Genomic DNA, 17,486 nt, shown 5'->3' on the forward strand with positions numbered 1-17,486 from the left:
CCGATCGGCCGCTTCCCGCCCCGGCAGGGGTGGGGACACCTAGGATCGAGATGTCGACCCGTTCGAAGGACTCACCGATGAAGAAGACCTATGTCGTAGTCGGCGGCGGACTCGCCGGCGCCCGCTCCGTCGAGGAACTGCGAGACCTGGACGGCGAGGCTCGCATCGTGCTCGTCGGCGGCGAACGGAGCCTCCCGTACGAGCGGCCCCCGCTGTCGAAGGATTATCTCCTCGGCGACAAGCAGCTGGCGGAGTTCACCCCGCTCGACGCGGCCTGGTTCTCCGACAACCAGGTCGAGCCGATGCTCGGCATCCTCGCCACCGGCATCGACAGCGGCGACCAGATCGTCCACCTCTCGGACGGCACCAGCCTCCGCTACGACGGCCTGGTGCTAGCCACAGGGTCGAGGCCGCGCAGCCTCGACCTGCCGGGGACCGGACGCCCCGGCGTGCAGACGCTGCGCACCGTCGAGGAGTCCGACCAGCTGCGCGAGGCGCTCAAGGCTAAGACCCCCATCGTGATCTACGGGGGAGGCTGGATCGGGCTCGAGGTCGCGGCCGCCGCACGCCACTACGACGCGCCGGTCACGGTCGTCGTCAGGGGAGACAAGATCCTCACCCAGCTCGGCGACGAGATCGGTGACCGGTTCCTGGCCGTGCACCGCGACCACGGCGTCGAGTTCATCTTCAACACCGAAATCGCCAGCATCGACGGCGAAGGCGACTCAGGCAAGGTGACCGGTGTCACCCTCGACGACGGGCGCACGATCAAGGCGGGGCACGTGCTGTTGGCCGTTGGCGCGGAGCCGCGCCTCGAGCTCGCGCGTCACGCCGGTCTCGACATCGACGGCGGAGTCCTCGCCGACGACACCCTGATCACCAGCGACCCCCACATCGTCGCGGTGGGCGACATCGTCAACGCGGAGAACTCCTGGGTGGGCGGACGCGTCCGCGTCGAGCACTGGGCCACGGCGCTGAACCAGCCCCCGGTCGCCGCCCGCACGCTCGTCGGCGACGACGCGCACTTCGACTCGCCGCCCTACTTCTTCACCGACCAGTACGAGGTCGGGATGGAGTTCCGGGGGCAGATCCCGGAGGAGTACACGCTGATCCAGCGCGGAGAGGGCGAGGAGTACCTCGTCTTCTGGCTCAACCCCGAGGGCGTTGTCCGGGCGACCATGAACGTCAACATCTGGGATCAGGGGGACGCGCTCGACGCCCTCCTGGCGGAGGGCAGGCCGGTGGACGCGGCCGATCTCGCCGACCCGGGCAAACCGTTGGACTCACTCAGCGACGGTTGACCTTGTCGTAGCGCATCCCGTTGGGGCTCGAGGGCTGGGCCATCAGCACGGCCTGCACGACGACGCCCGCGTAGGGGATCAGCGACAACAGGTGCAGCAGGCCGGAGTTGTCCGTGTCGTGCAGTCGGCGCACGCCGAGCGCGATGCTCGGAACCAGCGCGGCCAGGAAGAACAGCCAGCCGATCGTGCCGAGGAACCCACCGGGGAACGTCGTGGCGTAAAGGGCTTCGGCGATCACCATGTAGCCGATCCAGCCGAGGCCGTGGATGAGGGCCGGCCACCAGTACTCGCTGCGGCTCGCCCGCCCGGTGAACGTGCCACCCCTTGTCCAGAAGCGCTTGTACGCCTCCAACGGCGAGGCCCCGCGAAGCGGCGCGTCGGCTGCCGTCGGGTCGTCGATCAAGGGCCGCTGCGTGAACGCCGGCATGACGGGAAGGTAGGACGCCTGCGGCTGGCCGTAGAACGGGACCCCGTAGGCGCCCTGCTGCTGCCCGTAGGCGCCCTGCTGCTGCCCGTAGGCGCCCTGCAACTGCCCGTAGCCGGGCTGCTGCGGCGGGGGACCGTAGGCGTAATCGGTGTTCGCGTCCTCGTAGGAGTAGCCGAGCGGCTCGCTCGGGGCGACGGGGTGCGGCTGCACGCGCGGAGCCGGAGGCGCCGCGGGGGACGCGGTGGCAGGCTGTTCGGGCTGCTCGTCCAGGGTGCCGTAGGGATCGTCGCTCATAGGTCCAGTTTCGCACGCAGCAGGAGCAGAGAGAACGGCGCGGAGCGAGGCTGGGGGAGGTCGCGACGCAGGTCCGATCGCCGTCGGCCGGGCATCGGCCCAGGGTAGGGCGGCGACGCTCAGAGCCCCGGGCGGACGTCCCTGAACTCGCGCAGGTGGTAGCACAGCGAGGAGTCACCGAACGTCTCCGCCTCGGTGACGGTGCCGAGCACGACGGTGTGGTCGCCTCCGGGAACGAACGTCAGGTCCTCGCAGCTCAGCCATGCGACGACCTCATCGATCCGGGGCAGTCCGTGGTCCTCATGCCAGGCGAGCTCAGCGAACCGGTCGGGCTGACCGCTCCGGGCGAACTGCAGCGCGATCTCGGCCTGGTGACCGGCGAGGATGTTGACCCCGGCACGGCCAGCCGCACGGAGCCGGTCGATCATACCGCCGCGGTTGTCCAGCGCGAAGATCACCATCGGTGGGCTGATCGAGAGGGAGGCGAAGGCCGAGACTGTCGTGCCGGCGGGAATCCCGTCGACCTGCGTCGTGATCACCGTGACGGGCGCAGGCACCCGGGCCATGGCCTCGCGAAATCTGACCTCGAGTTCGTCCACGCGTCCACCGTATTCCTCCGCGGCAAGCGGCAGGGCCGCCGTCCCGGCTGCTGAACCCGGCCGGACCCGTGGCGGGCGGACCCGCAGGGTGCGCGTCTGGACTAATGTCGTGCGACGGAGAGGGCCTGTGCCGGGCGGGACGGAGGACGCATGCAGGTTCAGTGGTGGAGCATCATCCCGTTCGTCACGCTGCTCGCCTGCATCGCCGTGCTCCCGCTCGTCCCGGCGACCGCACACGCCTGGGAACGCAACCGGCTGAAGCTGACCGTCGCCCTGCTCCTCGGAGTTCCCATCGCCGTCTGGTTCATCGCTGCCGGCGCCGGCATGGAGGTGGTCCACGCGCTGGTCGAGTACGGCCAGTTCATCATCTTGTTGCTCGCCCTTTTCGTGGTCAGCGGCGGGATCTTCCTTTCCGGAGACATCAGGGCGACACCGCGAAACAACACGATCTTCCTCGCCATCGGCGGCGTGATCGCCTCCTTCATCGGCACCACCGGCGCGGCCATGCTGCTGATCCGCCCGCTGCTCAACACCAACAGCGAGCGCAACCACAAGTCCCACACCGTCGTGTTCACGACCTTCGTCGTGGCCAACTGCGGCGGCTTGCTCACCCCGCTCGGCGATCCGCCGCTCTTCCTCGGCATGCTGCGCGGCGTCCCCTTCGAGTGGACGCTGACGCTGTTTCCACAGTGGCTGTTCGTGAACCTCCTGCTGCTGGCCACCTACTACGGTCTCGACCGACGCGCCTACGCGGCCGAGACCCCGGAGGCGATCGCCTCCGACGAGAGCCAGCGTTCACCGCTCGGCCTGCGTGGCGCAGTCAACGTCGTCTTCTTCGCGATGATCATCGCCGCGGTGGCCTTCGCTCCCTCGCTCGATCTGCACGCGATCGAGACGGGCCACGCCGCCTGGCACCAGTTCGTGCCGTGGCGCGAACTCGTGATGCTCGCCGCTGGCGCGATGTCCTACTTCCTCGGTGACCGCGTCGCGCGCTTCGAGCTCAACCAGTTCTCCTGGACCCCGATCCTCGAGGTCGCCGCTCTGTTCATCGGCATCTTCCTGACCATGATCCCGGCGCTGAACTTCCTCGGCCAGATCGCCGACCGGCTGCCGCTGAACCGGATCACCGTCTTCATCTTCACGGGTGGCATCTCGGGGGTGCTCGACAACGCTCCGACCTACGCGACGTTCTTCGAGATCGCCTCCCGTCTGCCCGGCGAACCGCGCGTCGCGGACGTGCCGGAGGTGCTGCTGACCTCGGTGGCGTTGGGCGCGGTCCTCGGCGGTGCGCTGACCTACATCGGCAACGGGCCGAACTTCATGGTGAAGTCCGTCGCCGACGCCGCGGGCGTCGAGACGCCGTCGTTCGGCGGCTACGTGGTGCGGAGCCTCACCTACCTGGTGCCCGTGTTCGCGGCCATGGCGCTGATCTTCCTGACCGACGCCTGGCTGTGGCGCGGCCTCGGCATCGCGATCGCCGCCGCCCTCCTCCTGCGCGCCGCTCTGCTCGCGCGCAGGCACCGGTGACCTTGAGCACTTATCGGGACTCGTTGACCTGAGCGGCCGATGTTCACGTTCCCAACGAGAACGAACCCGGGAAAGTGCTCAAGGTGAGGGCCGGTCCGCGCCGACGGTGACCGCCCCTTCCGAGGTCGTCATGGTGAGCGAGCCGGCGACGTCGGCGGGCCAGTCGGCCGTGACGACGCCGTCGAGGCCCACCTCGACGCCGAGCACCCCGCCGACGACGAATTCGCACCACGCGCCAGCAGAGGAGCAGGCCCAGTCGATCAGGTAAGGGAACTGGCCCGGAGCCTTGCGCGCGCCGCCGTCGACGGTGGGGGCGGCCTCCTCGACGAAGTGCGCCTGTCCTGGCGGGCCCTGCCTTGTGGTCCGGCGAAGACCCTCGATCCACTCCATCACGCCCGCCCTGCCACCGAGGGCGACCGCCGCGCGCCCCGCGTCGGCAGGCCACGCAGGGTAGGCCCCGTTCCACTGGTGGTCCGGACGGACGGAGAAGCCCGCGTCGGCGTCGCGCGGGCTGAGCGCCGGGCTTGGTTCGGCCTTCATCGACGGCGACCGGATCGTCGACTCCGGGGAGAGCGTGCCGCCCCGCGGATGGCTCTTCCTCGCGAAGCTCGACGGGCGACCGCTCGAGGACGCCTTCTCCCGCAGGGCACTGACAAGGCGATACCGCAAGCGGACCGGGCGGGTCGTCGATGTCGGCGACCTGGCCGCCGCGTTCCAAGACGACCCGGACGCCCGCGCCGTCCTCACCGACGGCTACCGGGCGCTCGCCCGCGGCCTCGCACCGTGGTTGGCCAGCTTCGAGCCGGACGCCCTCGTCATCGGCGGATCGATCGCCCGTTCCTGGGCGCTGATCGACGAGTTGCTCGTGCCGCAACTTGTCGCCGAGCGCCCTGACCTCGACGTGAGGCCGCCCCGGTTGGGTCACGACGCACCGATGCTGGGGGCCGCGCACTGGCGCGGCGTAGCCGCAGACCCGGGGGACGGTTGAGGCCCGACCTGCGTGATGCGGGTCGGGCCTCGAAGACGTATGACTACCTGCCCGGGGCGTCGTCGTCGGGGTCTGAGTAGATGCCGGGCGCGTCGTAGATCAGCGTCGCGCCGTCTGCCTCCTCGCGCATCTGCCTCGGTGCGATCAGTCGGGCGAGGTGGTACACGCCGATCGTGACGATGGTGCCTAGAGCGATGCCTCCGAGCTGGAAGTCCCCACCAAGCGGGACCGACACGTTGCCGATGCCGATGATGATGCCCGCCGCGGCGGGGATCAGGTTCAGCGGGTTGCCGAAGTCGACCTTGTTCTCCTTCCAGATCTTCGCGCCGAGCAGGCCGATCATGCCGTAGAGCACCACCGTGATGCCGCCGAGCACGGCCGACGGGGTGGCCGAGATGACGGCGCCGAACTTGGGCGAGAAGCCGAACAGGATCGCCACGATCGCGGCGACGACGTACGCGGCGGTCGAGTAGACGCGTGAGGCTGCCATGACGCCGATGTTCTCGGCGTAGGTGGTGGTCGGGCCCGCGCCGACGGCGGTGGCGAGCATCGACGTCGCGCCGTCGGCGGCGATCGCCCGGCCCATCAGGGGGTCGAGGTCGTCCTTGGTCATCTCGGCAACGGCCTTGACGTGGCCGGCGTTCTCCGCGATCAGCGCGATCACGACGGGGAGGGCGACGATGATCGCCGCCAGGCTGAAGTGGGGGAGGTGGAAGCCGACGACGTTGCCTGCCATGTTCGCTGGGTTGTCCGGGTCGTAGACCCAGGAGCCCAGGTCGGTCAGCGGTGGAAGGCCGAACCAGTCCGCCTTCCCGACGTCAGCCCATTCGACGCGGAACTGAGGGGATCCGTCCGGCTTGGTGCCGAGCGGGCCGGCGACGAGGTCGACAACCCAGCTGAGGAGGTAGCCGATCACCAGCGAAAGGAAGATGGCGATGCGGCCCATGAAGCCGCGCAGCCCGATCGACAGCGCGATCACGATCAGCATCACGACGAAGGCGAGCCATGGGTCGACCGGCCAGTACACCGTCGCCACCACGGGGGCGAGGTTGAATCCGATCAGCAGCACCACGGCGCCGGTGACCACGGGCGGGAGCGCCCTGTGGATCACGCGCGCACCCGCGAAGTGGATGATGAGGCCGACCATGAACAGCGTCAGGCCGACGACGAACAGCGCGCCCGTCAGGTCGGCCGGGTTGCCGCCTGCGGTGTAGATCGCGGTCGCGACTCCGACGAACGACGCCGACGAGCCGAGGTAGCTGGGGATCCGGTGCTTCACGACGAACAGGAAGATCAGCGTCGCGACGCCCGACATCATCACCGCAAGCTGGGCGTTGAGGCCCATCAGGAGCGGGAACACGAAGGTCGCGCCGAACATCGCCACCACGTGCTGGGCGCCGAGACCGATGGTCCTTCCCCAGGTCAGTCGTTCGGTGGGTTTGACCACGGCTCCGGGTTCGAGGACGCCGTTGTTGTGCAACTGCCACATGGGGTGGATTCCTTTCGTCGGCGGCATGCTACTCGCAGAGCCGGGGAGGTGACGAGACCGCGTCGGTTTTCGAGCACCGGCGTTCGGCGGGGGCACCTCCGGCGGGTAGGGCGCGCGGCTAGGGTTGGCTCATGCCGCATGACACCCTGGTGCTCGGAGCGAGCGTTGCAGGCCTCACTGTCGCTCGGCGGCTCGCGTCCAAGGGCTACGACGTGGTCGTGCTCGACCCGAACCCGGAGGGGCGCAGCGCCGCCATCGGACACGGCGTCGCCGCCGTCGGCCACGCGTCCACCATCGCAGCGATGGCGCACGCCTACGGGCTTGCCGCGGCCCGCGAACACATCGAGCGCAACCTGGCGGGCATCCGGGAGATCCGACGCAACGCCCCCGATGCCGAGACCCTTCCACTGCGCGACCGGTCGCTGCCGGGCGGCGACGAGGAGGAGACGCGTCTGGTGGTCGGGCTGCTGCGCGAGGCGGGGGCGAAGGCCGACCTGCTCGTCGCGCCGGACGGCGCCTCGATCCTGACCGAGGCGCTCACCGTCGATCCGACGGCGTACGCCCTGTCCCTGCGCGCCGCGGCGGTGGCGGCAGGGGCGAAGGTGGTCCAGTCGGTCACCGTCACCCACATCGCCCGCCGCGAGGGGGTCACGAAGGTGATCTTCCGGGACAACCGGGCCTGGGTCCGCGAGCCGGGCGCCACCTCCGGGGTCTCCGTGGTCGACACGCTCGGCATCAGCCCGTGGGGAAGGGCGGCGCGGGTCGGCCCGGCCCAGTGGGTCCCCGTCGTCCGGGGGCTGCCCAAGCGCCCGCGCCGTGAGGTCAGCCTCGAGGCCACCTCGACGGCGTGGCTGATCCGCCCCATCGGGGACGAGGCGCTCATCCTCGGCCAGAAGTCCTCGCTCAGCCGGATCGACCGTGCCGTCGAGGAGCTGCGCGACTGGGCGGTCGACACGCTCGGCCTCACGGGGGTCGAGATGGGGAAGCTCGCGATCGACCCGAGCGACCACGGCCGCCCCATCGTCGGCGCCTCCGCCATCCCCGGCGGGTTCTACGCGCGAGGCAACGGTCGGGGCGAGCTGATGAACGGCACCGCGAGCGGTTGGTACCTCTACCGCCTGCTCGCGGACGCGAGACGCTCCGGCAACGCGCTGCCGCCGCTCAGCCAGCTGCGAGCCGCAGGAATGCGCCTGCTGAAGCGCTGACGCAGCCCTCACCGTCCGGGGATGGACCGACCCCCGGTGAGCGTGATGGCGCTGTGTCACCGGGGGTCGGAGTCTGTGGGTCAGGTCGTCACTGTTTGAACAGGACGGGGTTGTTGAACACCCACTGCCGACTTTGGCGGAAGGTGTAGCCGCCGCCGGTCCTTGGGGTGACCTGGTATCCGGTGGTGGTCTTGACGACGGTGGTTGCCCAGATGTCGGTGCGGCAGCGGGTGGTCGGGAGTACTTCTCGCAGGTGGTGTTCCAGTGGCGTGCGTTGAAGACGTGGTGGCCGGGGAGGGTGTAGGGGACCGACGGTGCCCAGTCGGGCTTGGGCGCGGTCGGCTTGGTCGTTGGCGTCTTCGACGGCTTCGTGGTCGGAGTTGTCGTGGGTGAGGTGGTCGGCGTCGGCGTGGGACGGGCGGAGACGGACAGGTCGGCCGTCGCGCTCTTGGTCCCTGCGGCCGTGACCGTGAGCTTCCCGGAGGTCTCGCGCTCGTCGATCGTCAACTCCTTACTGATGAAGCCGTTGGCGTCAGCGGTCGTGGTGACGACGGCACGCCCAGCGGTGATCCGGACCTCCTCGCCGCCGGCGAAGCCGCCTCCGGTCACCGCGACGGTGTCTCCGGCGATGACGTCGGTGTCGGACAGCGCGATCCTCGGCTCGGCCTCGACATCTGGCAGCGGCTCAGGCTCGGCGGTCGGCGCCATGGCCACGGCCAGGTCGCCGATCGAAGCCCAGGCCTGGCCCGCGGTGACGGGGGACACGGCGGTCAGCTTGAGGACCTGCCTTGCGACCGGCGCTCGGAGAGCAGGTGCCCCAAGCCCGAATGAGGGCCCTCGACGGAAGTCGGGAGGTGATCAGACCCAGGCGTTGCCGAGCCACATCCGCAGCCACCAACCGCTGCGCGTGATGAGCTCACCGGTGAGGATCGGGTAGATGAAGGCGAAGTTCCAGATCACGGCGAGCACGAGCGCGCCGACGAGGATGCCCTTGACCATGCGTTTCGGCCCATGGGCGGGGCCGAGGAACTTGCCGAGGGCCATCGCGAGGATCGTCACGCTGAACGGGATGACCATGATCGCGTAGAAGAAGAACTGCGGGCGGCCCGTGTGCATGAACCAGGGGAGCCAGGCCGCGGCGATGGCCACGAGCGGGGCCCCGAAGCGCCAGTCACGCTTGACGATCCACCAGCCGATGGCGAGCACGATCGCGACCAGAGCGGCCCACCAGAGGATCGGGGTGCCCATGCCGGAGATGATCCGCATGCAGTTCTGCCCGACCGCCTCGCAGCCGTCGGTTCCGGTCGGGATGTCGTTGACGGCCTCGATGCCGATGGGGCGCAGCATCAGCAGCCAGCCCGCCGGGTGCGCCTCGTACGGGTGCGTCGCCTCGACGTTCATGTAGTCGCCGGTGTGGAAGTCGTACATCTCGCGGTGGTAGTCGGCGAGCGAACCGAGCGCCTGCCCGAGATACTTCACGAGCGGGCTGTCGGGATTGTTGGCTCCCCAGTCGCGGCCCCAGCCGCCCTCGGTGGTGAGCCAGGGAATCCAGGTGGCGAGGTAGACGGGAACCGCGACCACGACGAGCTGCACGAACGCGGCTGGGGCGTCGATCAGCAGCGAGAACCAGCGGGCCCTCCCTGCACCGGCCAGACGGCGGGCGCCCAGGTCCCAGCACACAACGAGGATGCCGAAGGCCGCGATGAGGTAGATGGAGTTCCATTTCACCGCGCAGGAGGCGCCGAACATGACGCCCGCCACGACGCGCCAGGGGCGCCAGAGCAGCAGCGGGCCGAACCTGCCGCCGAGATCTGGCAGGTCGTGTCTGCGGAGGTGGTCGGCCAGTTTGTGCCTGAACCAGTCGCGGTCGGCGACCAGCGCCGAGACGGCCGCCACGGCGAAGGTCGCCTGGAAGATGTCGAGCAGGGCGATCCGGCTCATCACGAAGGCCAGGCCGTCGAAGGTGAGCAGGAGGCCAGCGATGGCGCCGACGAGGGTGGAGCGCGAGAGCCGCCTGGCCATCCGGATCGTGAAGAACACCAGCAGCGTGCCGAAGACGAGGGCGGCGAAGCGCCACCCGAAGGAGTTCATCCCGAACAGTTGTTCGCCCCAGCCGATGAGCAGCTTGCCGAGCGGAGGATGCACGACGAACGCCGCGCCGTCCTGCATGCCGCTGGTGTCGCCGTTGACCAGCAGGTCGTTGGCGTTCTCGGCCCAGTTGCGTTCGTAGCCGAACTGGTTGACGGCCCAGCCGTCCTTGGCGTAGTAGGTCTCGTCGAAGAGGATCTTGTTCGGTTGCCCGAGGTGGAACAGGCGCAGCGCGAAGGCGAGCAGCGTGATCGCGATGGTCACGACCCAGCCGAAGGTCCGGTCACGGAGGCGGCCGTCGTCGAGCGCCTGCAAGGTCGTCTGCACGTAAGCATCATAGGCTGAAGGCATGCAACCCCCTCCCAGCGGAGCCCTCGTCCTCGCGGCGACCCCGATCGGCTCCTCGACCGATGCCAGCGAGGCGCTGCGCGTGGCCCTCACCGAGGCCGATCTGATCGCAGCCGAGGACACCCGCCGGTTCGTCACGCTGACGAAGCGGCTCGGCATCGAGCCGACCGGACGGATCCTCAGCTACTTCGAGGGGAACGAGTCGAGCCGCACGCCCGAACTGGTCGAGGCCGTCGCGGCCGGGCAGCGGGTGGTGCTGGCCACCGACGCCGGAATGCCGTCGGTGAGCGATCCCGGCTACCGGGCGGTCGTCGCCTGCATCGAGCGGGGCCTGCGGGTGACCGCGGTGCCGGGGCCCTCCGCCGTGCTGACGGCGCTCGCCGTCTCCGGGCTGCCCGTCGACCGGTTCTGTTTCGAGGGTTTTCTGCCGCGCAAGTCTGGTGAGCGGACCAGGCGGCTGCAGGACCTCGCGGGGGAGCAGCGCACCATGGTGTTCTTCGAGGCCCCGCACCGGCTCGAGGCGTTCCTTCGCGACGCGGCCTCGGCACTCGGGGGCGCCAGGTACGCGGCGGTGTGCCGGGAGCTGACGAAGCCCTACGAGGAGGTCCGCCGTGGCGGGCTCGCCGAACTGGCCGACTGGGCAGCGCAAGGTGTACGCGGGGAGGTCACCGTCGTGATCGCCGGGGCGGAGCCCGTCGAGACCTCGGTCGATGACGCGCTGGCGCTGGTTCGGCAGCGGGTCGCCGGAGGTGCGAAACTGTCTGCCGCGGTGGGTGAGGTCGCCAAGCTGACCGGCGCCAACCGTAAAGAGCTGTACTCGGCCGCCCTGGCCGACAAGGAGGGTCGATGAGCGTCATCGAGGAACTCGGGCTGCCGCCCCTGCCGGAGCCGCTGCCGCGCCCGGTCATCGACAACCACACGCACCTCGACTCGACCCGTGAGTACTCGGGTCTCGGTGTCGACGACAACCTGCGCCTCGCCCGGGAGGTGGGCGTCACGCGCGTGATCGAGGTCGGCTGCGACGTGCCGGGAGCGCGGTTCGCCGTCGACCTGGCCGGGCGCGACCCGCAGGTCCGCGCCGCCGTCGCGCTGCACCCGAACGACGCCGCCCGCGCCTTCCTGCGCGGAGGCGAGGAGGAGTTGCAGCGTCAGCTCGCGCAGATCGAGGCCCTCGTGGGTGATCCGGTGGTGGTGGCCGTCGGCGAGACCGGGCTCGACCATTACCGCACCCGTGAACCGGAGGGCCGAGAGGCGCAGGAGCGCGCCTTCCGGGCGCACATCCGCTGGGCGAACGCCGCGGACAAGACGCTGATGATCCACGACCGCGACGCGCACGGCGAGATCCTGCGCGTCGTCGACGACGAGGGCGTGCCCCGCCGGATGGTGATGCACTGCTTCTCCGGCGACGCCGACTTCGCGCGGCGCTGCCTCGAGCGGGGCTCCTATCTGTCCTTCCCAGGCGTGGTGACCTTCGGGTCGGCGGAGAACCTGCGCGAGGCCGCGGCCGTGACGCCGATCGAGCGGATCCTCGTCGAGACCGACGCCCCGTACCTGACGCCGAAGCCGTGCCGCGGGAAGGCCAACGCCGCGTACCTGCTGCCGCACACCGTCCGGTTCCTCGCCGACCTGCTCGACGTCGACCTGGCTCAGTTCTGCGACCAGATCGTCGCCAACACATTCGCCGCATATGGAAGGTGGGGTCAGGATGCCTGACGTCGGCCTGCTCGACCCCGCCTCCGTGCGCAAGATCGCCGCGGAGCTTGATCTGCGCCCGACAAAGCAGCGCGGCCAGAACTTCGTCGTCGATCCGAACACCGTGCGCCGGATCGTCACGCTCTCCGGCGTCACAGCAGACGATGTCGTCCTCGAGATCGGCCCTGGTCTCGGCTCGCTGACCCTCGGCCTCCTGGAGATCGGGGCGCGCGTGGTCGCCGTCGAGATCGAGGACCGGCTGGCGCAGCGGCTGCGGCAGACCGTCGCCGAGCGGCTAGGCGACGAGGCTGCGTCACGACTCGAGGTCGTCAACGCGGATGCGCTCCAGGTCGACTCGCTGCCGCTCGCGCCGACGGCGCTGGTGGCGAACCTTCCCTACAACGTGTCGGTCCCGGTGCTGCTTCGCATGTTCGAGCTGTTCCCCGACTGGACGCGCGGCCTCGTCATGGTCCAGTTGGAGGTGGCCGACCGGCTGGTCGCGCCTCCTGGCTCCAAGGTGTACGGGGTGCCATCGGCCAAGACCGCCTGGTACGCCGAGACGACCCGGGTCGGCACCGTGCCGCCGAAGGTGTTCTGGCCCGTGCCGAACGTTGACTCCGGTCTGGTGAAGATCACCCGCAGGCCCGCGCCCGAGACCGAGGCGCCGCGGGAGGAGACCTTCCGGGTGATCGACGCCGCCTTCGCACAGCGCCGTAAGATGCTGAGGGCCGCCCTCTCCGGGATGGTCGGCTCCGCGGCAGCGGCCTCCGAGGCGATCGAGCGGGCGGGGGTCCAACCGAGCCTGCGCGGCGAGATGCTGGGGGTCAGCGACTTCGCGGCGATCGCCGCCGAGTTGAGGTGAGGCACGGCCCGACGGCTGCAGGGCCAGCGGACTTCTGCGTCGCGTCAGCGGGGTCGCCGTGCGGTAGGTTCGTACCGTGACCAGAGCGGTGCGGGTGCGGGTGCCTGCCAAGGTGAACCTCGCCCTGCGCGTCGGGGGGACCGATGAGCAGGGTTTCCACGAGTTGGGCACCGTCTTCCAGGCCGTCAGCCTCGGCGACGAGGTGCAGGCCGAGACGACGCGACCCGGAGACTTCCGCCTAGCCTTCCAAGGGGAGGGTGCGGGCTTCCTTCCCGTCGACGACACCAACCTAGCCATCCGTGCCGCGAAACTGCTCGCGCAGAGGTTCGACGTCGCCGATGCCGGGGTCAGCCTGCTGATCCGCAAGCGCATCCCCGTCGCCGGAGGCATGGCGGGCGGTTCGGCCGACGCGGCTGCGGTCCTCGTCGCGTGCAACGCGCTGTGGGGCCTCGGTGCCAGCCGCGACGACCTGCAGCCGATCGCCGCCGAGCTCGGGTCGGACGTGCCCTTCCTGCTGCTCGGGGGAACGGCGATCGGCACCGGCCGCGGGATCGACCTGACCCCCGTGATGACCTCAGGCACCTACCACTGGACGTTCGCTCTGTCGCACGGCGGTCTGTCGACGCCGTCGGTGTTCAAGGAGTTCGACCGGCTCTCGGATCCACGCTCCACCGAGATTCCCGAGCCGCTGCTCGAGGCGTTGCGCGCGGGCGACGCGGCAGCCGTCGGGGCGAACCTGACCAATGACCTTGAGGAGGCGGCGCTTTCGCTGCAGCCGTCTTTGGCCCACACCCTGAAGCTGGGGCTCGAGGCGGGCGCGCTCGGTGCGATCGTCAGCGGCTCCGGCCCCACCTGCGCCTTCCTCGCCGGGTCGGACGCCCACGGCCACGAGCTGGCCGAGGCCCTGTCCGTGTTCAGCGGGGTGCGGGCGGTCCGCCGCGCCTACGGCCCGGTCGCCGGAGCGCAGGTGTTGCCGTGAGCGACGAGGTGGACGGCGTCGTCGACGCGTGGCAGCGGGAGCGGCCCGACCTCGACGTCGACTCGATGCACATCTGGTCGCGCATCGACCGGCTCGCCGCGATCTTGGACGGGCACCGCAAGCGCGCCTTCTCGAGTCACTCGATCGAGAGCTGGGAGTTCGACGTCCTCGCCGCGCTGCGCCGCGCCGGCGCGCCCCATCGGCTCTCGCCCGGGCAGTTGCTGCGCGAGACGCACGTCACCTCAGGCACGATGACCAACCGGGTCGACCGCCTCGTCAAGCGTGGCGCCGTCACGCGCGAGTCGGACCCGAACGACGGTCGCGGCGTGCTCGTCGCGCTGACCCCCGAGGGCCTGGCGCTCGTCGACGCCGCGCTTACTTCACTGCTGGACGTGGAGCAGGAGCTGCTTGGCGGATGGCAAGAGGGTGAGCGTGCGCAGTTCGCCGACGCCCTGCGCAGGCTCCTGCTCGGCTCGGACGCATAGGCCCTGGCTCACCGGCCGGAGCGTTCCGGACGAGCCTGTTCCGGCCGGGCCGCTGGTCAGCCGGCGGTCTTCCTGCGTCGCGCCGGTGCCTCCTCGGTCGCCTCGTCCGTGACGACGGCGATGCCCGTGCGGCGGTCGATATGGTCCATCACAAGTCGCGGGTCGGGCTTGAGGTGGGCCATCCCGTTCCAGGCGAGGTTGATCAGGTGCCTGGCCACCACGTCGCGCGAGGGCTCGCGGTTCTCGAGCCACTGCTGGCCCGTCTGGGCGACGAGGCCGACGAGGGCCTGCGCGTAGAGCCCGACGAACTGCGGGTCGTGGCCGGTCTTGGCGAACTCGGCGGCGAGCAGGTCCTCGACCTGGACCGCGATGTCACTGAGGATCGACGCGAACGAGCCGGTCGGCTGACCCGGCGCAGGAACGGCGGAGGGGTCGCGCAGCGGGTCGCGTGACAGGATCCGGAACCCGTCTGGCCTCTCGTCGATGTAGCGGAGCAGCGCCATCGCGCCCCGCTCGAGCAGTTCGCGGGAGCCGGCCCCCGGCGTGCTGAGCGCGTCGCGGATGGCGGTGTGGAGGGTCTTGGTCTCGCGGTCGACGACCACCGCGTAGGCCCCCTCCTTGCCGCCGAAGTGTTCGTAGACCACCGGCTTCGAGACGCCCGCCCGAGCAGCGATCTCCTCGACCGAGGTCCCCTCGTAGCCGCGCTCGGCGAAGAGCTCGCGGGCGATCTCCAGCAGCTGCTCGCGGCGCTCGGCGGCGCTCATGCGGGTGCGCGGGCGGCGGGCTCGGGCTGGGGTGGGGCGGGTCGACACGCTGCCCATTGTCGCACGGCGTTTCGCGACGCGTTCGGGGGCGGAGTCAGGCCGAGGGCAGCGCAGCTAGGGCGCAGGTCCGTCACCCTCAGGGACTCGGCCTTCGGGTCCTGCCTCGGTGGGTCTGCCGGGCACTGTTCTACGGTGAGCGCGGTTGATGCCTGTATTGGCGCGAGTCGGCTCCTTGTAGATCTGTGCGCGGCATGGGGCACTCGGGTTGCCTGTTGGGTCGGGTCGCATGGGGCGCCCGGTCTCTGCTCGTCGTGGTCGGTAGGCCGGGGCCGGTGGTTCCGGTCGCGCGCCCCCTAGCGTCGACTTCGTCGCCGCCTGGGCCCCTCAGCGCTCAGGGGGAAGGGGACCTGCCCGTCACCTCCGGGCCCCGGCCCCTCGGGTCCTGCCTCGGTGGGTCTGTCGGGCACTGTTCTACGGTGAGCGCGGTTGATGCCTCTATTGGCGCGAGTCGCGCTCCTTGTAGATCTGTGCACGCTCCAACCCGGGCTGGCATGCCGGGGCCCAGAGGTACCAGCGCAGGGTCGAGGGCTACCCGGCCATCCAGGCCGGGTCCATCCGCGGGAGAGGTGGCGGCTCCGGTGGCGGATCGGGCGTGGGTAGAGTCATCCGCTTGAGTTGGTGCCGGTGGTGGAGCCTCGGCCTCTGCCGCGGATCGACGTGTCTGGGTGGGGTGAACCAGGGCAGGCCGGTGCCTTCGTCGAGGTGGATCTGCCACTGGAGATCGGGCGACTTCTCCGGATCTGGTTCGACGAGGCGATGGTGGAATGCGCACACGAGGACCCCGTTGTCGAGGCTGGTCGCGCCGCCCTGCCACCAGGGGAGGATGTGATGGCGGTGACATGCCGCGGGCATCGCGTCGCAGCCGGGGAACACGCAGCCCTGGTCACGCAGGACCAGAGCCCTGCCGACGGCTCCGGTGAAGAAGCGGGTCTGTCTTCCCACATCCAGCGGTTGTGAGTCGGTGCCCAGGACGACGGGGATGATGTTCGCCTCGCAGGCGATCCGTCTGGCCACAGAGGGGTCCAGGTGCTCCCCGGTACCGAGGGAGCTGACCCGGCCGAGCCCTGTGGTCAGCGTCTCGTGGTCGAGCGTGATCATCGCGTGCGGACGATCGCCCCCGTTGGCGGGGAGTTCGCCATGATTGGCGGTGATGGTGGTGAGCCGAACGAGCGCATCTGCCTGGCGCATGGGGCGGGTCGGGGTTTCGGCCGAGTCGGTGTACGACTGGCGCGAAGGCAACAGAGCCGTGAGTTGGGCGAGCAGGACTTCGCCGTCAGCCAACGGGATCTGACCGCGGATGAGCATGGAGCCGTGGTGATCGGGAACGACTCTCAGCGAGCGGGCGGCGTGCGCGAGACGCTGCTCGCGCTCCAGCCGCGCCGCCGCAAGGGCCTCCGCGTGTTCCGGATCGGTGACCTCGGCCATCCGAACTGCCAGCTTCTCCAGCTCGGCCGGATCGAACGACGCCGCGTACCTGACCATCTCGGCCTGCCGCAGGTCGTGCCCGTCCATCGTCACAGAGCCGGGAGCGCGGAGCAGGCCCCTCACGATCGCGCGGGCCTGGTCGGGGGAGACCTGCCCGTCGGCCAGTGCCCGGTGGATGATCGGGAATGTGTCGATCATCTGGCTCGCGGAGCGGACCTGCCCCCGGGCAACCGCGAGGGTGACCCGGTTCGTGTTGTGGAGCTGCGCGCTGACGTCATTGCCCGGGAGAGCGGTGGCTGCGGCCCTGTGCAGGATGTCCATCCGGATGGCCTCGATCCGTGCGGTCCTGCTGTCGAGGCGATGGATCAGATCCATGGCTTCCGCACTGTCGGCGGCGGAGCCGAGCGCCTGCAGAGTGGCGAGATCGGCGTCGATCCGCCGCTCAAGCTCCTCCACCGCCATGTGATCCATAACCCCTAGTAAACCCGGCACCACCGACAATTTCTGCCCCAGAAAGTGCCTGCCAGGAAAGAAATCTCGAGAATATTTCCGGACTTGTGATGGCGTCCCGACATACCCATTGGGCTCGTCCTCGGAGCCCCTCGCCATGGTGCCGATACTCGTCATCTTCATCGCCTGGGACAGCTTCGCCATCCTGCGCGGACCGAGTGCGACACGCCGACACGGGGCGCGGCGCCTGCTCTCCCTGGTCGGCCACGGGGCGAGAACGAGGCTGACGGCCGGGATCCGGGAGCCCCTGGTAGGCCTTGCTGGCGGGCACCACCGACAGCCGCAGTCCGCAGCCTCCAAGCACCGGGGCCGCCTAGGCGATAGACCCATGGATCTAGGCGACCAAGTGGCGACGAGCAGAAGTCCTCTGGCCGGATCAGCCACGCGGTCGAGGTGGCCTCAGGAGTTCAAGGCACGCGCGCTTCGCAAGCCCGCGGATGACA

16 protein-coding genes are annotated in these 17,486 nt (G+C 69.9%); 9 read left to right on the forward strand and 7 right to left on the reverse strand.

Annotated features, from left to right (window positions below; all coding sequences use genetic code 11):
- The first annotated feature begins 50 nt into the window (after window positions 1-50).
- The gene (locus BW733_RS11505; RefSeq protein WP_202970188.1) at window positions 51-1,301 is read left to right on the forward strand and encodes an NAD(P)/FAD-dependent oxidoreductase; all 1,251 of its coding nucleotides are present in this window, start codon (window positions 51-53) and stop codon (window positions 1,299-1,301) included.
- Here BW733_RS11505 and BW733_RS19465 read toward each other — a convergent pair.
- Window positions 1,288-2,022 (reverse strand): DUF805 domain-containing protein, encoded by a 735-nt coding sequence (locus BW733_RS19465; RefSeq protein ID WP_077350621.1) that lies wholly within the window; start codon window positions 2,020-2,022, stop codon window positions 1,288-1,290. The two genes, BW733_RS11505 and BW733_RS19465, sit on opposite strands and share 14 nt — an antisense overlap.
- A 119-nt stretch (window positions 2,023-2,141) precedes the next feature.
- Window positions 2,142-2,621 carry a flavin reductase family protein gene (locus tag BW733_RS11515; RefSeq protein WP_202970189.1) on the reverse strand — a complete coding sequence of 160 codons (480 nt, stop codon included), beginning with the start codon at window positions 2,619-2,621 and terminating at the stop codon, window positions 2,142-2,144.
- A 150-nt stretch (window positions 2,622-2,771) separates the two neighbouring features.
- On the opposite strand from BW733_RS11515, the gene BW733_RS11520 reads away from it, so the two are divergent.
- Window positions 2,772-4,148 (forward strand): sodium:proton antiporter, encoded by a 1,377-nt coding sequence (locus BW733_RS11520; protein ID WP_077350623.1) that lies wholly within the window; start codon window positions 2,772-2,774, stop codon window positions 4,146-4,148.
- 78 nt (window positions 4,149-4,226) lie between these two features.
- Here the strand turns inward: BW733_RS11520 and BW733_RS11525 are convergent, their stop codons facing one another.
- Entirely contained in the window at window positions 4,227-4,688 is a 462-nt protein-coding gene (locus BW733_RS11525) for a hypothetical protein (RefSeq protein ID WP_202970190.1), read from the reverse strand.
- A 34-nt stretch (window positions 4,689-4,722) separates the two neighbouring features.
- Between BW733_RS11525 and BW733_RS11530 the strand changes: the two genes are divergently transcribed.
- Window positions 4,723-5,136, forward strand: a complete 414-nt coding sequence (locus BW733_RS11530) for an ROK family protein (RefSeq protein WP_161490216.1) — start codon at window positions 4,723-4,725, stop codon at window positions 5,134-5,136.
- A gap of 43 nt (window positions 5,137-5,179) precedes the next feature.
- On the opposite strand, the gene BW733_RS11535 is transcribed toward BW733_RS11530, so the two are convergent.
- The gene (locus tag BW733_RS11535; RefSeq protein WP_077350625.1) at window positions 5,180-6,625 is read right to left on the reverse strand and encodes a uracil-xanthine permease family protein; all 1,446 of its coding nucleotides are present in this window, start codon (window positions 6,623-6,625) and stop codon (window positions 5,180-5,182) included.
- Between the two features lie 131 nt (window positions 6,626-6,756).
- Here BW733_RS11535 and BW733_RS11540 point away from each other — a divergent pair, with 131 nt between their 5' ends.
- The gene (locus BW733_RS11540) at window positions 6,757-7,830 is read left to right on the forward strand and encodes an FAD-dependent oxidoreductase (protein WP_077350627.1); all 1,074 of its coding nucleotides are present in this window, start codon (window positions 6,757-6,759) and stop codon (window positions 7,828-7,830) included.
- Between the two features lie 858 nt (window positions 7,831-8,688).
- Here BW733_RS11540 and BW733_RS11550 read toward each other — a convergent pair.
- Window positions 8,689-10,245 (reverse strand): dolichyl-phosphate-mannose--protein mannosyltransferase, encoded by a 1,557-nt coding sequence (locus BW733_RS11550; RefSeq protein ID WP_418361320.1) that lies wholly within the window; start codon window positions 10,243-10,245, stop codon window positions 8,689-8,691.
- A 22-nt stretch (window positions 10,246-10,267) separates the two neighbouring features.
- Between BW733_RS11550 and rsmI the strand changes: the two genes are divergently transcribed.
- The 5 genes from rsmI (at window position 10,268) to BW733_RS11575 (ending at window position 14,284) form a co-directional block, all read left to right on the forward strand.
- The gene (gene rsmI, locus BW733_RS11555) at window positions 10,268-11,116 is read left to right on the forward strand and encodes a 16S rRNA (cytidine(1402)-2'-O)-methyltransferase (RefSeq protein WP_077350633.1); all 849 of its coding nucleotides are present in this window, start codon (window positions 10,268-10,270) and stop codon (window positions 11,114-11,116) included.
- Complete coding sequence (locus tag BW733_RS11560; RefSeq protein WP_077350635.1) at window positions 11,113-11,979, forward strand: TatD family hydrolase; 867 nt, start codon at window positions 11,113-11,115, stop codon at window positions 11,977-11,979. Before rsmI ends, BW733_RS11560 begins: the two co-directional genes overlap by 4 nt.
- Window positions 11,972-12,820, forward strand: a complete 849-nt coding sequence (rsmA, locus tag BW733_RS11565) for a 16S rRNA (adenine(1518)-N(6)/adenine(1519)-N(6))-dimethyltransferase RsmA (protein WP_077350637.1) — start codon at window positions 11,972-11,974, stop codon at window positions 12,818-12,820. The genes BW733_RS11560 and rsmA overlap by 8 nt, the downstream gene beginning before the upstream one ends.
- A 76-nt stretch (window positions 12,821-12,896) precedes the next feature.
- Entirely contained in the window at window positions 12,897-13,799 is a 903-nt protein-coding gene (locus tag BW733_RS11570) for a 4-(cytidine 5'-diphospho)-2-C-methyl-D-erythritol kinase (RefSeq protein WP_077350639.1), read from the forward strand.
- Window positions 13,796-14,284 carry a MarR family winged helix-turn-helix transcriptional regulator gene (locus tag BW733_RS11575; RefSeq protein WP_077350641.1) on the forward strand — a complete coding sequence of 163 codons (489 nt, stop codon included), beginning with the start codon at window positions 13,796-13,798 and terminating at the stop codon, window positions 14,282-14,284. The genes BW733_RS11570 and BW733_RS11575 overlap by 4 nt, the downstream gene beginning before the upstream one ends.
- A 56-nt stretch (window positions 14,285-14,340) precedes the next feature.
- On the opposite strand, the gene BW733_RS11580 is transcribed toward BW733_RS11575, so the two are convergent.
- Window positions 14,341-15,048 carry a TetR/AcrR family transcriptional regulator gene (locus tag BW733_RS11580; RefSeq protein ID WP_237268402.1) on the reverse strand — a complete coding sequence of 236 codons (708 nt, stop codon included), beginning with the start codon at window positions 15,046-15,048 and terminating at the stop codon, window positions 14,341-14,343.
- A gap of 588 nt (window positions 15,049-15,636) precedes the next feature.
- Window positions 15,637-17,004 carry an HNH endonuclease signature motif containing protein gene (locus BW733_RS11585; RefSeq protein WP_161490217.1) on the reverse strand — a complete coding sequence of 456 codons (1,368 nt, stop codon included), beginning with the start codon at window positions 17,002-17,004 and terminating at the stop codon, window positions 15,637-15,639.
- Window positions 17,005-17,486: the final 482 nt, after the last annotated feature.

This window comes from Tessaracoccus flavescens, from assembly GCF_001998865.1.
Classification (GTDB): domain Bacteria; phylum Actinomycetota; class Actinomycetes; order Propionibacteriales; family Propionibacteriaceae; genus Arachnia; species Arachnia flavescens.